The following is a 13908-nucleotide window of genomic DNA, read 5'->3' as shown; positions in this document are numbered from 1 at the left end:
TGCCGCATCCATGCCCGGAAAGACAGATCCGCCCGCCACCCTCAGCGAGGGTGACGGGCGGATGCCGTGAGCAGATCAGAACTTGGGGGCGTCCGGAGCCTCCAGCAGGCCCAGCCGCAGCGCCGTCATCAGCGCCTGGGCTCGGTTGGCCGCGCCCAGCTTCTCGTACAGCTTGGAGATGTGGGTCTTGGCCGTGGACTCGCTGACGAACAGCTGCTTGGCGATGCCGGCCACGCTCATGCCGTCCGCCAGCAGGCGCAGGACCTGGCCTTCGCGGGGCGAGAGCTGCGGACCCGATGGTGCCAGGCGCCGCTTCATGGCTTCGGCGAGGTCGGCCGCGGTGAACGCGCTCGGTGCCGAGGCGGCGTGCCGCGCGGCGGCCACGACCTCGTCGGCGGGGGCCGTCTTGGGCACGAATGCGCTGGCCCCGGCCTCGAGAGCGCCGAAGAGCTGGTCGTCGCCCGCGTACATGGTGAGCACCACGATGCCCATGTTGGCGTTGTTCTTGCGCAGCGCGCGGGTGGCCTCGAGGCCGCTGCCGTCGGGCAGCCGCAGGTCCATGATGACCACGTCCGGCTGCAAAGCACCGGCCTGCCGGACTGCTTCGGCGGCCGTGGCCGCCTCACCGACGACCTCGAACTGCCGGTCCCGCTCGAACGCGTGCCGCAGCCCCTTACGGATCAGGTCGTGATCGTCGACGAGCAGCACCTTGGTGCGGGTCGTCGGCATCGGACTGGTCGACATGCTCGGGTTACTCCCCTTCTGGTGCGGAAACGCTATCCCGCACGCTATCGCGCCGAGCGGAGGTTCCGAGCACTACCGCAACGGTTGTCCCGCTGGGGTGTCGCGGCCGGATCTCCAGTCGGCCCCGGATACGTTCCGCCCTCTCGGCCATGATCGCAAGGCCGTAGCGGCCGTCCGGACGATCATCGGCGAATCCCTTGCCGTCGTCGGTGACCTCGATCTGCGCGTACGGCGGGTCGACCGTGCACGTGACCCACAGATTGGAGGCGCCGGCGTGCTTGCGGGCGTTGGTGATCGCCTCCTGGGCGATGCGCAGCAGCTCGGCCTCCGTGGCGGCGGGCAGCCGCGCGGTGGACTCGTCGAACGTGAAGTGCACCCGCAGCCCGGCCGACGTGCCCAGGGTCCGGGCGTACTCGGCGATGGCCGCGGCCAGGCCGCCGTTGCGATCCACCTCGGAACGCAGCTCGAACAGGCTCAGCCGCAGCTCGGTGATCACCCGGGTGACCTCGCCGCGCAGCGTGCGCAGCTCCTCGGCCGTCTCGTCGGCGCCCTCGGGCAGGGTCGCCTGGGCGTTGTCGATGCCGTAGCCGACCATGACCAGCTCCTGCGCCACCCCGTCGTGGATCTCCCGGGCCAGCCGCTGACGCTCCTCATTGGTCGCCAGCGACCGCACGTCGTCGAAGAGCAGCGCGGCCTCCAGCCGCAGCGCGGCCGGGCCGGTCACCTCGGTGACCCGGGCGACGACCGCCGACGGGTACGCGCTGGGCACGTCCGCTTCGAGGATCACCAGGCCGATCGTGCGCACCCCGGCGACCAGCGGCACGACCAGCGACGAGGCGTCCCCGCCCTGGTGGGAGCGGGCCTGCGAACGCGAGGCGGTCTGCGGCTGCTGCGAGGCCCAGGCGTCGGCGATCGCCGAGTCGGCGTCGAGGGTGACCTCCCAGTCGACGCGCTCGGCGCCGGTCTGCGCGAGCACGACCAGCCGGCCGCCCCCGCTGGCGGACAGCACGGCGGCGCGGTGACCGGGCGCGACCTGGCGGAGCTCCTCCAGCAGGTGCTCGGAGATGCCACCGGGGTCGAGCGTGGCGCCCGGCAGCGACCGGGCGACGCTGCGCAGCTGGGTCAGCAGGCGGGTCGCTTCCGCGTACGGTTGCGGTTTGTTCTCCACCGGGGTCATGAGCTGGCGCATGGTGTCCGCCGCGAAGGTGATGATCGCGCCCAGGACCAGCCATTGCCCGCACGCGGCGAGATAGCCCGGCTGCAGGATGACCGTGTCGCCGTGGCCGACGACGAGCCCGCCGGCGACCATCGCGACGGTCGCGACCCCGAGCAGCGCGGCGCCCTCGGTGGCCCGGCGCTGCAACCCGGCGGTGAGCAGCGGGACGACGAGGTAGGGCAGGATCGCCTCGGCGCCGAAACCGGCGGCGATGGTCCCGTTCGCGGCCACGGCCACGGATCCGGCGGCCAGGCCGACGACCGCGGCCTCGGCGAAGCGCCCGATCGGCGCGGCGATCCGATGATCGGGCGCGAACAGCGCCGGCAGGGCGGCGACCAGCAGCAACGCGATCCAGCGGAGCTGGCCGGGATCCCGGGTGGCGATGAGGGTGAGCGCCGCGACCAGGGCGAGCACGATGAGGCGGGCCGCCACCGCGAGCGGATGGACGCGCGCGGGGACGCTGGCTGAGGCTGGCACGTGACGGATCGTAGCCGCACCCTCCGACAACCACGCATCCGCGACCCGGCGGAGATCGGTGGCCGCAAGGCCGGGAGTCGCAAGGTCAAGGGCCAGATCAAGAGCTTCATGTCGTAGGTCCGCGCGTGGCCCGGGCCGTCGCTCCCGCCGAGAACGGCCTGATTGCACGGGGCAGACCGCGATAGCCGGGCCGGGCGCTCCGGCGACCGGGTCGCGGTGCGGAACGGGGTCGGCGACGGGCGGTGCCCGGTCGCCCGGATGTGGGCTCGTACCGGGTAGCCTGCCAGCCATGGCGGACACCTCGACGCAGTCGATCCAGGTCCATGCGCCCCTCGCTCAGGTGGCCGCGGTGATCTGCGACTTTCCGCGCTACCCCGAGTGGGCGGACGCGATGAAACAGGTCGAGGTGCTCGAGGAGTACGAGGACGGGTACGCCGCCCAGGTCCGGTTCGTCATCGACGCGGGACCGCTCAACGACGACTACACGCTCGACTACGCGTACGCGGAGGATCTGTCGCGCATCGAGTGGCACCTGGTCGCACCCTCGAAGATGCAGCGCACCCTCAACGGCTCGTATGACCTGGCCGACAACGGCGACGGAACCACGACAGTGACGTACATGCTGGAGGTGGAGCTCTCCATCGGCATGCTCGGCATGTTCCGCCGCAAGGCCGAGAAGATGATCATGGACACGGCGCTGAAGGAACTCAAACGCCGCGTCGAGAGCCTCGCCAAGGCGTAGCCGGGCAGCACGTCCGGTCGCGCCGCACACGCGGTCGCGAGCAGGGGGAGCAGGACAATGGCAGAGCCCACAGGTACGGCCCGCCAGGAGGCCGAGAAGCTGGTCGCGACGGTTCTCGCCATGGCGTCCCAGGCCGGCCTGGGTGGGCCGGCGAAGGACCGCGACCCGCGCGAACCGGCCGGGCTGACCGGGTTGACCGACAGGCTCTCCGGCCTGGTGGACCAGTTCCTGGGCGGCACGCCGGACCGCCAACCGGCCAGGCCGAGCGAGCCCACCGACCGCGAACACCCCGTCGACCCGCGCGAAGCGGGCGCGGCCACCGACTCGCGTGAGGCGGGCCCGGGCGCGGCCACCGACTCGCGCGAAGCGGGCCCGGGCGCGGCCACTGACTCGCGCGAAGCCGGCTCGGGCGCGGCCACTGACTCGCGTGAAGCGGGCTCGGGTGCGGCCGCCGACTCGCGTGAGGCGGGCTCGGACGCGGCCGCCGGCCGGCGGGAAGCCGGTTCCGGCGACGGTGATCGACACGCCACCGGCTCACCGCGGACCGGTGCGCGGGGCGGGCCCGAGCGCGGCCACGGAATGCCGGGTGCGGGCGGCGGCGGCGGCGGGCCGCGGGGCGGTGCTACGGAAGCCGGCGATCAGCCGGGTTTCGACTGGCGCGAGGCTTACCAGCACACGCTCGACTCACTGGGCGCGCAGGCGCGACAGGCAGCCGGCCGGCAGTTGTGGGCGGGTGCCACACGCTTCGGCGGCTGGTCCACGGGCAGTGCGGAATGCTGCGTGTGCCCGATCTGCCGGGCCATCGCCGGAGTGCGCAACCCGACCCCCGAGCAGGCCGAACGCCTGGCCACCGGCGCGGGCGACTTCGCGAGCGGCGTGGCGAGCCTGCTCCGGGCCTTCTCGACGGTGACCGGCACGACCGGCCCGTCGACCCACCGCAAGCCACCGTCCCGCCCGACGACCACGCCGGACCAGGCCTGGTCGACGGCGACCCGCAGGGCCAGGCCGGCCGACACCACCCCACCGGACCACGAGGTCCGCGAGACCGACGACCCGTGGACGGCGGCCACCCGCGCTCCCCGCCCCGAACCGGCGGAAACTCCGGCAGCGCGAGCCACCGCACCGGAAGAGCCGGCCGAGGCCGGCGCGTGGGTCGTGACGCCTGGCGGGTCCGTATCGCACCCCGCGCCCGAGGCTGAAGGCGCGGACCAGGAGCTCCACCGGAAGGTCGAGCCGACGCCGGGTGACCCGTGGGCAGCTGCGACCCGCGCGCCACGAGGACCCGGAGCGGCCGCACCGGGCCGGCCATCCACGAAGGCCGCTCCCACTGCGGGCGCGCAACCCACCACCGACCGTTCCGCCAGCACTCGGCCCGCCCCCGTCCAGGACCCCGCCGCTGCGGTTGATCGAGCCGGTGCGCGTACCGGAAAAAGGCGTCAACAAACTGGAGCCCGACCCCCTCTTCTGCCTGACAATGGTCCCGGCTCCCCTCGACGCGTGACGGGGGCCACCGATGTCTGGGCGGCGGTTACCGCCGCAAATGGCGACACTGCCGGTGATACCGGCGTGGCGCGTACGCCCAGCGTGGATCATGATGTTCCGGGCACTGCGCCGGCTGCTGAGGCAGCCGAGGGCCGTGGTGCCGGTCCGGGCGACGACGCCCGTTCCGGCGACGCGGTGTGACACAACAGAGGGGACGGGCAGCGTGACGCTGACCATCGGTATCGACGTCGGCGGCACGAAGGTGGCCGGCGGGGTGGTGGACGACCGCGGCGTCGTGCTCGCACAGACCCGGCGGGAGACGCCGGCCGAGGATCCTGCCGGTACCCGGGACACCATCGTGGCCGTCGCGGCCGAGCTGGCCGCTGCCCATCCGGAGGCCAAGGCTGTCGGCATCGGTGCAGCCGCCTGGATCGACGCCGCCGGAGCCACTGTCCTGTTCGCGCCCAATCTGGCCTGGCGGGACGAGCCGGTACGGGATTACGTGGCCAAGGCCGTCGGGTTGCCCACCGTGCTGGAGAACGACGCGAATGTCGCCGCGTGGGCCGAGTTCCGGTACGGCGCCGCCCAGCACGCCGACGACTCCATGGTCATGATCACCGTCGGGACCGGGATCGGTGGCGGCATCGTCATCAACGGCGGGTTGTGGCGGGGCGCCAACGGCATCGCCGGGGAGCTCGGGCACATCCAGTCCGTGAACGACGGGCATCCGTGCGGCTGTGGCCGGCTCGGCTGCCTGGAGCAGTACGCGAGCGGCAACGCGCTGGTGCGGTTCGCCCAGGCCGGCGCGCGGCAGGAGCCGGGGCGGGCGGCGTTGCTGCTGGAGCTGGCCGGTGGTGATCCGGCGGCGATCAGCGGGCGGATGATCACCGAGGCCGCGCAGGGCGGGGACGGGGTGGCCCGGGACGCGTTCGCGCAGATCGGCTACTGGCTCGGCGTCGCGATGGCCGACCTGGCCCAGGTGTTCGACCCGCAGGTGCTGGTCGTCGGGGGCGGCGTGATCGACGCCGGCGAGCTGCTGATGGGACCCACCGAACGGACGTATCGGGACCAGCTCGCCCAACGCGGGAGGTTTCCGGTCGCCGCGATCAGGGCAGCTGAGACCGGCAACACGGCAGGTGTGCTCGGCGCCGCCGATCTCGCCCGACGTATCTGACCAACGACGAGGGAGCACGCCGTGTCCGGGGTCCCGCTGCGGGTGTTGAGCTACAACGTGCACGGCCTGCGCGACGATCGGGCGGCCCTCACCGGGCTCGTCCGCGACCTCGCCCCGGATGTCGTCGTCGTGCAGGAGGCGCCGCGCCGGTTCCGCTGGCGGCAGAAGTGCGCCTCCCTGGCCGACGACTTCGGCATGGTCGTGGCGGCCGGCGGGCTGCCCTCGCTGGGCAACCTGCTGCTCGTCAGCCTCCGGGTACGCGTGCACGAGCAGTGGTGCCTGCGTTATCCGCTCACCCCGGGCCGGCACCTGCGCGGCGCCGCGTTCGCCCGGTGCTCCGTGCGCGGCGCCCGGTTCACCGTCTCCGGATCGCACCTGGCCACCGATGCCCGGGAACGCCCGGATCAGGCGGCCCGCTGGAAGGAGGCACTGGCGGCGGTCGACGGTCCGCTGATCGCCGCCGGCGACCTCAACGAGGGCCCGGGCGGGGGCGCCTGGCGCACGGTCGCCGACGGTCTCACCGACGCCGCCGGCGCCGCCTCCGCGGCCCTCACCTTCCCGGCCACCCTGCCCCGGTTGCGCCTCGACGGGCTCTTCGTCTCGCCGGACATCACGGTCGAGCGGTACGAGGTCGTGGAGACCGATCAGGCCCGCCGGGCCAGCGACCACCTGCCCGTTCTCGCCGAGCTGTCCCTGCCTTCCGAGTAGCTCTCGCTTCTGCGAGGATCTCCGGGTGCCCGACACCCCAGAGATCGCCGACCGGCACGACGCCGTCTGCGTCATCGGCGCCGGCGGCAGTGGCCTCGCGGCGATCAAGAACCTGCGTGAGCAGGGCTTCGCCGTCGACTGCTACGAGCGTGAGACGTCCGTCGGCGGTGCCTGGAACTGGCGGCACGACCGCAGCCCGGTGTACGCGTCGACGCATCTGATCTCGTCGCGCCCGCTCACCGAGTTCCCCGACTTCCCGATGCCCGACGACTGGCCGGACTACCCGCACCACAGCAAGCTGCTCAGCTACCTGGAGCACTACGCGCAGCACTTCGGTCTCGGCGACAGCATCTGGTTCGGCACCGAGGTCGTCGCGGTCACCCCGGTCGGCGACGGCCGCTGGGACGTCACCACGCGCAGCACCGGCGGCGGCGCCGAGCGGATCCAGCGGTACGCGGCCGTGGTCGTGGCCAACGGGCACAACTGGTCGCCGAAGCCGCTGCCGGTGGACGCCTCGAAATACCGGGGACAGGTGATCCACGCGTCGGCGTACAAGGACCCGGCGCAGTTGCGCGGCCGCAAGGTGCTGGTGGTCGGCGGCGGCAACACCGGCTGTGACATCGCCGTCGAGGCCGCCCAGCAGGCGAGCACGGTCTGGCACTCGACCCGCCGCGGCTACTGGTACGCCCCCAAGTACGTCTTCGGCCGCCCCGCCGACCAGGTCAACGACAAGATGCTGCAACTGCGCCTGCCGTTGTGGCTGCGCCAGTGGATCTACCACCGCACGCTGCGGCTCACCGTCGGCGACATCACCCGGTACGGCCTGCCCGCGCCCGACCACCGCCCGTACGAGAGTCACCCGGTGGTCAACAGCCAGCTCGTCTACTACCTGGGCCACGGCCGGATCACCCCGGTGCCGGACGTGACCCGGCTCGAGGGGTCGACTGTGGAGCTGTCCGACGGCCGCCGCGTCGAGCCCGACCTGATCATCACCGCGACCGGCTACCTGCCCCGGTTCGAGTTCCTGGCCCCGGAGCTGCTGGACATCGACGACGACGGCAAGCCCGATCTGCACCTGCACGCGTTCGCCCGCAAGCATCCGACGCTCGCGGTCATCGGGCTGGTGCAGCCGGACGCCGGGCTGTTCCCGCTCGCGCACTGGCAGAGCGTGGCCGTGGCCCGCTGGCTGCGGTTGCGGGCCACCGACCCGGTACGGGCGGCCGCGGTGCAGCAGCGGGAGTCGACGCGGCCGCTGCGGTCGTGGACCCGGCTGCGGGTGGTGCCGTCGTCGCGGCACTGGTTCGAGGTCAGCCACACGAACTATCTGCGTACCGTCGAAGATCTTCTGAAGCAGCTGGAGCCGGCATGAGTTCGCAGGTGTTGCGGTTCGCGGACTGGACGTCGCCGGTGCCGCCGGTGCGGCGGGAGGTGCTCAGCGCCGTCCCGGAGACCGCCGAGGACAATCCGCCGGTGCTGTTCGTGCCGGGGCTGGGCCATGGCGCGTGGGCGTTCGCCGAGCACTGGCTGGGACACACGGCGTCGCGGGGTTTCGCGGCCCACTCGGTGAGCCCGCGGGCGAACGGGTCGCTGCGGGCGTACGTGCACGACGTGGTGCAGGTCGCGGCCGGGCTGCCGCGGCAGGCTGTGCTGGTCGGTCACGGCGCGGGCGCGCTGGTGGTGGCGCACGCCCTCGCGCGGTATCCGGCCCGGGCCGCGGTGCTGGCCTCGCCGGTGCCGGAGGGCTGGTCGGCGCTGGGCGCCGCGCTGCGCGCCAATCCGTTCGGCACGCTGCCTGCACTGTTCGGGGCGGCGCCCCGGCTGAGCCGCAAGCAGCTGTTCAGCGCGGGACTGGCCGAGGCCGACGCCTACCGGGCGAAGCTCGAGCGCACGCCGGCCGCGATCTATCGGCAGGTGCTGTTCGCGACCTCGCCGGCGGCGCCGGTCGGTGACCCGCCGACGCTGGTGGTGGGCAGCCCGGACGACCGGGTGGTGCCGCGCAAGGCGCTCGACCGGACGGCGGCCCGTTTCGGCGCGGCCCCGCTGCTGTTCCCCGGCATGGCCCACGACCTGATGCTCGACACCAACTGGCCGGAACCGATCGACGCGATCCTGGACTGGCTCACCAAGGAGCTCGCCGGCTGACCGTCTCACCGCGCGCCGGCATAGGCGGCGAACCGGTCGACGAGGCTCTGCGGCGCGTTGTCGTCGAAGCAGAGCGCCAGGTTGTCGGCGGCCTCCCGGGCGGCCTGCGCGCTGCGGGGGAAGAGCTCCTTCTCGTACGCGGAAAGCGCGGCCTCGATGTCGCCGGGGTGCGCGGCGATGGCCGTGCCGAGTGTGGCGCCGTCGAGCATGGCCAGGTTGGCCCCCTCCCCGGCGAACGGGGACATGAGGTGCGCGGCGTCGCCCAGCAGCGTCACGCCGGGCACGCGCTCCCAGCGGTGCTCGATCGGCAGGGCGTGGATGGCCCGCGGGTGCAGGGCGCCGTCGGCCTCAGTGATCAGCGCCCGCAGTTCGGGTGACCAGTCGGCGAACTGCTCCAGCAGGACCGCCTTGGCCCGCGCGGGGTCGGTGAAGTCGACGCCGGCGATCCACTCCTGCGGTGTGCTGACCGCGGCGTAGACGTGCAGGCTGCCGTCGGTCTCCCGGTGGGCCAGGAAGCCCTTGCCCGCGCCGAGCGCGAACAGCATGCCGGCGCCGACCACCGCGGCCGGTCCGGGGTGCCGGGCGTCGGCGTCGAGCAGGTCGATCTCGACGAACGACACTCCCGCGTACGCCGGCCGGGCGTCGGACAGCAGCGGCCGGATCCGTGACCAGGCGCCGTCCGCCCCGACCAGGACGTCGCTGACCACCGTGGTGCCGTCGGCGAAGCTCAGCTCGTGCCGGCCGTCGCCGAGCGCCCGGGCGGCGGTGAGCTTGCGGCCCCAGCGGATGGTGCCGGCCGGCAGCGACTCCAGCAGCATCCGTCGCAGGTCCCCGCGGTCGACCTCCGGGCGGGTGCCGTCACCCTCGTCGGCGTCCTCGTGCAGCACGGTGTTGTGCCGGTCCAGGACCCGGGTGGCCTCGCCGCCGGGGTGGATGATGGTGCGGAACTCCTCGATCAGCCCGGCCGTGCGCAGGGCGACCTGGCCGTTGTCCTCGTGGATGTCGAGCATGCCGCCCTGGGTGCGGGTGGCGGGAGAGTGGTCGAGCTCGTAGATCGTGGCCGGGATGCCGTGGACGTGCAGGACGCGGGCCAGGACCAGCCCGCCCAGGCCGGCTCCGACGATGGTGACGGTGGGCGTGTGCATGATGCCTCCAGTTAATACGTGTTCGTGACGAACATGTTCGGAAGGGGTACGGCTCGATCAGCCGGGCGGGGTGCTGCTCAGCCCCTTGACCAGGGCGGCGAAAGCCCATCGGGTGCGCTGCTCGCCGGTGCCGGAGAGCAGCTCGCCGCGGGTGCGGTGGATGTGCGGGTAGCTGTCGGCGTCCGCCTCGCGGACGACAGCCGCGAGCTCCTCCTCCTCGCCGGCGGCCTCGGTGGCCTCGTCCCGGCTGCCCTGCTCCGCGGCGACCGCGGTGGCGTGCTGGAGCAGCAGGTCGACACCCCAGGCGGCCTGGCGGACGGGCACGCCTTCGGCGAGCAGGAGCCCGAGGATCGTGTCGATCAGGCGGAGGTAGTGCGGTCCGCTCGGGCGCAGCGTCAGCACGGAACGCGCCAGGCTGGGATACCCGAAGAGCAGGACGGTGTACTCGTACAGCAGGTCGATCAGCTCGCCGGAGAAGTCGAGGTCGGCCAGCAATTCGTCCAGCAGCGCGCCGTGCAGCTCGGCGGTGTTACGGACGTAGACGTACAGCGAGGCCGGGCCGGTCTCCAGCTCGCTCGCCAGCCGGCGCATGGTGAGCCGTTCCAGGCCCTCCTCCCGCATCACCCGCAGCCCGGTCGCCACCAGGACCTCCCGGCTCAGGGGGGCCTTGGCCGGACGGTCACGGCGGCTGACAGGGACGCGGCGCGGGCTCATGAACACGATCGTAGCGAACATGTTCGTGAACGGCAATGGAGCCGGGGCAACGGCCTCAGCGGCGCAGGCCGGCCGCCAGGCGCCCGGAATGGTCCAGGGCGGTGAGGTAGGCGCGCGCCCAGGCCAGGATGTCGTGCCGGGTCAGGTGGTCGCGCATCGCCCGCATCCGCCGTCGCAGGTCAGCCGGGTCGGCGTCGAGCGCGTCCAGCAGCGTCGCCTTGAGCCCGTCCACGTCGTGCGGGTTGACCAGGAAGGCGTCCTCGAACTCGGCCGCGGCCCCGGCGAACTCGCTGAGCACCAGCGCCCCGGTGCCGGCGGCGCGGGCGGCCACGTACTCCTTGGCGACCAGGTTCATGCCGTCACGCAGCGGGGTCACCACCATGACGTCGGCGGTCAGGTAGAGCGCGGCCAGGTCGGCCCGGTCGAACGGCTGGTTCAGGTAGTGGATGGCGGGCTCGCCGACGCGGCCGTACTCGCCGTTGATCCGGCCCACCTCGCCCTCGATCCGGTCCCGCAGCACCCGGTAGCTGTCGACGCGTTCCCGGCTCGGCACGGCCACCTGCACCAGGACGGTGTCGTGCACCTTGACCCGGCCGTCCCGCAGCAGCTCGCTGTACGCCGTCAGCCGGTGCTCGATGCCCTTGGTGTAGTCCAGCCGGTCCACGCTGAGCAGCACCCGCCGCGGCCGGCCCAGGTCGGTGCGCAGCTGCTCGGCGTGCTCGACGATGTCGGGGCGGGCGGCCAGCGCCTGCATCTCGCTGACGTCGATCGAGACCGGGAACGCGCCGGTGTGCACCACCCGTCCGTCCAGGTTGATCCGGTCGTCGGTGGACTGCGCGCCGAGCAGCTTGGTGGCCAGCTGGGCGACGTTGTGCGCGGCCTGCGGGCGCTGGAAGCCGACCAGATCCGCGCCGAGCATCCCGCGCAGCAGCTCGACCCGGCGGGGGAGCTGCATGAACAGCTCGGGCGGCGGGAACGGCACGTGCAGGAAGAAGCCGATGAGCACGTCCGGGCGCAGCTCGCGCAGCAGCTGCGGGACCAGTTGCAGGTGGTAGTCCTGGATCCAGATCGCGGCGCCGGGCTCGGCCACTTCGGCGGCCGCCTCGGCGAAGCGCCGGTTCACGTCCCGGTACGTCTCCCACCAGCGCCGGTCGAAGACGGGCTGCTCGACGGCGTCGTGGTAGAGCGGCCAGAGGGTCGAGTTGGCGAAGCCCTCGTAGTAGCCGCGAAGCTCCTCCTCGGACAGTGCCACCGGGCGGATCCGCAGGGAGCCGATGTCCGGCAGGGCCGGGGCGCTGTTGATGCCCCCGTTCCAGCCGACCCAGGTCGCCGGGGTCTGCTCCAGGATCGCGTGCAGGGCGCTGGCGAGGCCGCCGGGGCTGCGCCGCCATTCGCAGGCACCGTCCGGGGCGGCACTGTCGTCCAGCGGAAGGCGGTTGGCGACGACCACGAGCGAGCTCTGGCGCATCCACGAAAGGTTACGCGATGGCTACCGAGAGGAACAACGGCAGTGATCTATGTCCTTCTCCGGGCCGGCTTCAGACCACGGCGCCGTCGTCGAAGTCATCGTCGTCGTCGCCCGAGCGCAGCCGCCAGACCAGCGTGACCGCGCCGCCGACGATCGCGGTGAAGCCGATCAGGGTGACGAAGTTGCGCTCGATCGGCAGCAGCCACGGGAACAGGAACAGCAGGAAACCGAGCACCACGCCGAGCACGCCGGCGACCGCGTACTTCGAGATGTGCGGCAGCGGCGGCGGAGGCGGCGGGGTGTAGCGCTCGTCGTCCTCGTCGGTGTCGTCGTCATCCGTGCCGGTGCCGAACGTGTCCAGCCCGTCGAGCAGGGACGGCTCATCCGTACGGCGGCGGTTGAGCGAGACGCCCGAGAAGTCGGCGGCCGACGGCAGGGTGCCGCCCGGCCGGCGCGGCTGCTCCGGCGGGTCGGCCGGCGGCAGCTCGGGCGCGCGGGTCGGATCCACTCCCTCCGACGCCGGCCACGGCGGGGCCGTCGGATCGATCGGGGTGTGGAAACCGGCAACGATCTTGGCCCATTCGGCATCGACGGTGCTCTGGTCGGTGCGCGTCTCGGACTTCGGGGTGACCGGGGTCGGTCCCACCCCGCCGGTCAGCTTGTGCAGATGCTCCCGGGCCGTGGCCAGGTGGGTGCGGTCGACGTAGAGCCGGTCGGTGGGCCGGGCCGGGAACGTCGTGGCGCGCAGGATCGGATTGAGGTCGGCGGACGGCTGCAGATAGGCCGCGATACCACCGGCGGCCAGCACGTCCAGGAGGTGTTCACCGACGCGGGGATCCACGTCGCCCGCGGCCGCGTAGTCGGCCGCGTCGAGCCCGTTGTCCCGCCGCCCGCGGCGGGCGCCACCCGCTGACACCCTGCTCACTCCTCGCTTCGCGCCGTCGCGCGCTGTGCCCGCCCCGTCCGGCGGATTCGGTACCCGTTCAGCTGCGCCCGGCCGACCGTGCCTTGAATGGTGACACGTGACATGCCGGTTCCGGGAGTGCGTTGTGGCGTGCCGCTCCCGCTTCGTACGCTTTCGGTGGCCACAGACCGTGGCGCGCGGGAAAGGACACCGGTGTTCTACTGGCTGCTCAAGTACGTCGTGCTGGGACCCGTCCTGAAATGCCTCTTCCGCCCCGATGTGGAGGGGTTGCACCACGTACCGCGGAGCGGACCGGTGATCCTGGCCTGCAATCACCTCTCCTTCTCCGACTCGATCTTCACACCCCTGCTGGTGAAACGGAGGGTGACGTTCGTCGCCAAAGCGGAGTACTTCACCGGTAAGGGGATCAAAGGCTGGCTCATGCGACAGTTCTTCGTCAGCACGGGGACGATCCCGGTGGACCGTTCGGGCGGCAAGGCGGCCCGGGCGGCTCTGGACACCCAGCTGCGGGTGCTGCGCGGCGGAAACATCGCGGGCATCTACCCCGAGGGCACCCGGTCGCCGGACGGCCGGCTCTACCGCGGCAAGACCGGAGTGGCCCGCCTCGCCCTGGAAAGTGGTGCCCCGGTCGTGCCGGTCGCGCTGCTCAACACCGACGAGATCCAGCCGACCGGCAAACTCATCCCCAAGATCAAGCGAGTCCGCATCCGCTTCGGCGCCCCGCTGGACTTCTCGCGCTACGCGAACTCCCTGGGCGACCGCTTCGTCGAACGGGCGGTGACCGACGAGATCATGTACGAGCTGATGACCCTGACCGGCCGCCCCTACGTGGACGTCTACGCCGCATCCCTGAAGACGGCAATCGTCGCCCCTTCTCCGAGTCGCCCGACGTCGGCGGCCGTCGAAAAAACCTGACCGTTTCCGGTACGCGTCCCGGCGTCACCCAACCGCAACACCGGGGCCGGAGTGGC

The 13908-nt window shown here is 72.5% G+C and carries 13 protein-coding genes; 7 read left to right on the top strand and 6 right to left on the bottom strand.

The features are described 5' to 3' along the window. Positions 1-75: 75 nt before the first annotated feature. Positions 76-744, bottom strand: a complete 669-nt coding sequence (locus tag AB0C12_RS15390) for a response regulator transcription factor (RefSeq protein WP_023359837.1) — start codon at positions 742-744, stop codon at positions 76-78. A 7-nt stretch (positions 745-751) separates the two neighbouring features. Continuing rightward, positions 752-2437, bottom strand: a complete 1686-nt coding sequence (locus AB0C12_RS15385) for a GAF domain-containing sensor histidine kinase (RefSeq protein ID WP_360548181.1) — start codon at positions 2435-2437, stop codon at positions 752-754. Between the two features lie 289 nt (positions 2438-2726). Between AB0C12_RS15385 and AB0C12_RS15380 the strand changes: the two genes are divergently transcribed. The 6 genes from AB0C12_RS15380 (at position 2727) to AB0C12_RS15355 (ending at position 8685) form a co-directional block, all read left to right on the top strand. Beyond that, positions 2727-3179, top strand: a complete 453-nt coding sequence (locus AB0C12_RS15380; RefSeq protein ID WP_360548179.1) for an SRPBCC family protein — start codon at positions 2727-2729, stop codon at positions 3177-3179. A 120-nt stretch (positions 3180-3299) separates the two neighbouring features. Continuing rightward, complete coding sequence (locus tag AB0C12_RS15375; RefSeq protein WP_360549068.1) at positions 3300-4862, top strand: hypothetical protein; 1563 nt, start codon at positions 3300-3302, stop codon at positions 4860-4862. Between the two features lie 22 nt (positions 4863-4884). Next, complete coding sequence (locus AB0C12_RS15370; protein ID WP_360548177.1) at positions 4885-5835, top strand: ROK family glucokinase; 951 nt, start codon at positions 4885-4887, stop codon at positions 5833-5835. A gap of 21 nt (positions 5836-5856) precedes the next feature. Further along, positions 5857-6543 carry an endonuclease/exonuclease/phosphatase family protein gene (locus AB0C12_RS15365; protein ID WP_360548175.1) on the top strand — a complete coding sequence of 229 codons (687 nt, stop codon included), beginning with the start codon at positions 5857-5859 and terminating at the stop codon, positions 6541-6543. Between the two features lie 25 nt (positions 6544-6568). Next, the gene (locus AB0C12_RS15360) at positions 6569-7912 is read left to right on the top strand and encodes an NAD(P)-binding domain-containing protein (protein ID WP_360548173.1); all 1344 of its coding nucleotides are present in this window, start codon (positions 6569-6571) and stop codon (positions 7910-7912) included. Then, positions 7909-8685, top strand: coding sequence for an alpha/beta fold hydrolase (locus AB0C12_RS15355; protein WP_360548171.1), 777 nt, complete (start codon positions 7909-7911; stop codon positions 8683-8685). The genes AB0C12_RS15360 and AB0C12_RS15355 overlap by 4 nt, the downstream gene beginning before the upstream one ends. Before the next feature lie 5 nt (positions 8686-8690). Here AB0C12_RS15355 and AB0C12_RS15350 read toward each other — a convergent pair whose 3' ends face one another. From AB0C12_RS15350 to AB0C12_RS15335, 4 genes are all read right to left on the bottom strand, one after another. Then, positions 8691-9830, bottom strand: a complete 1140-nt coding sequence (locus AB0C12_RS15350) for an NAD(P)/FAD-dependent oxidoreductase (RefSeq protein ID WP_360548169.1) — start codon at positions 9828-9830, stop codon at positions 8691-8693. Between the two features lie 57 nt (positions 9831-9887). Then, the gene (locus AB0C12_RS15345; RefSeq protein ID WP_360548167.1) at positions 9888-10544 is read right to left on the bottom strand and encodes a helix-turn-helix domain-containing protein; all 657 of its coding nucleotides are present in this window, start codon (positions 10542-10544) and stop codon (positions 9888-9890) included. A gap of 55 nt (positions 10545-10599) precedes the next feature. Beyond that, complete coding sequence (locus AB0C12_RS15340) at positions 10600-12012, bottom strand: trehalose-6-phosphate synthase (RefSeq protein WP_360548165.1); 1413 nt, start codon at positions 12010-12012, stop codon at positions 10600-10602. 70 nt (positions 12013-12082) lie between these two features. Then, positions 12083-12928 (bottom strand): DUF308 domain-containing protein, encoded by an 846-nt coding sequence (locus AB0C12_RS15335; protein WP_360549026.1) that lies wholly within the window; start codon positions 12926-12928, stop codon positions 12083-12085. Between the two features lie 201 nt (positions 12929-13129). On the opposite strand from AB0C12_RS15335, the gene AB0C12_RS15330 reads away from it, so the two are divergent. Then, a complete protein-coding gene (locus tag AB0C12_RS15330; RefSeq protein WP_360549024.1) occupies positions 13130-13852 on the top strand; it encodes a lysophospholipid acyltransferase family protein in 723 nt (240 codons plus the stop codon). The last annotated feature ends 56 nt before the right edge of the window (positions 13853-13908 follow it).

Origin of the sequence: Actinoplanes sp. NPDC048967, assembly GCF_040649415.1 — a bacterium.
Taxonomy (GTDB): domain Bacteria; phylum Actinomycetota; class Actinomycetes; order Mycobacteriales; family Micromonosporaceae; genus Actinoplanes.
This window is presented reverse-complemented; position numbering and strand designations above follow the sequence as displayed.

Bases quoted from the DNA above. Each gene is read 5' to 3' on its own strand.
- AB0C12_RS15390 (WP_023359837.1), bottom strand. From the start codon at position 744: ATGTCGACCAGTCCGATGCCGACGACCCGCACCAAGGTGCTGCTCGTC.
- AB0C12_RS15380 (WP_360548179.1), top strand. From the start codon at position 2,727: ATGGCGGACACCTCGACGCAGTCGATCCAGGTCCATGCGCCCCTCGCT.
- AB0C12_RS15375 (WP_360549068.1), top strand. From the start codon at position 3,300: ATGGCGTCCCAGGCCGGCCTGGGTGGGCCGGCGAAGGACCGCGACCCG.
- AB0C12_RS15355 (WP_360548171.1), top strand. From the start codon at position 7,909: ATGAGTTCGCAGGTGTTGCGGTTCGCGGACTGGACGTCGCCGGTGCCG.
- AB0C12_RS15350 (WP_360548169.1), bottom strand. From the start codon at position 9,830: ATGCACACGCCCACCGTCACCATCGTCGGAGCCGGCCTGGGCGGGCTG.
- AB0C12_RS15345 (WP_360548167.1), bottom strand. From the start codon at position 10,544: ATGAGCCCGCGCCGCGTCCCTGTCAGCCGCCGTGACCGTCCGGCCAAG.
- AB0C12_RS15340 (WP_360548165.1), bottom strand. From the start codon at position 12,012: ATGCGCCAGAGCTCGCTCGTGGTCGTCGCCAACCGCCTTCCGCTGGAC.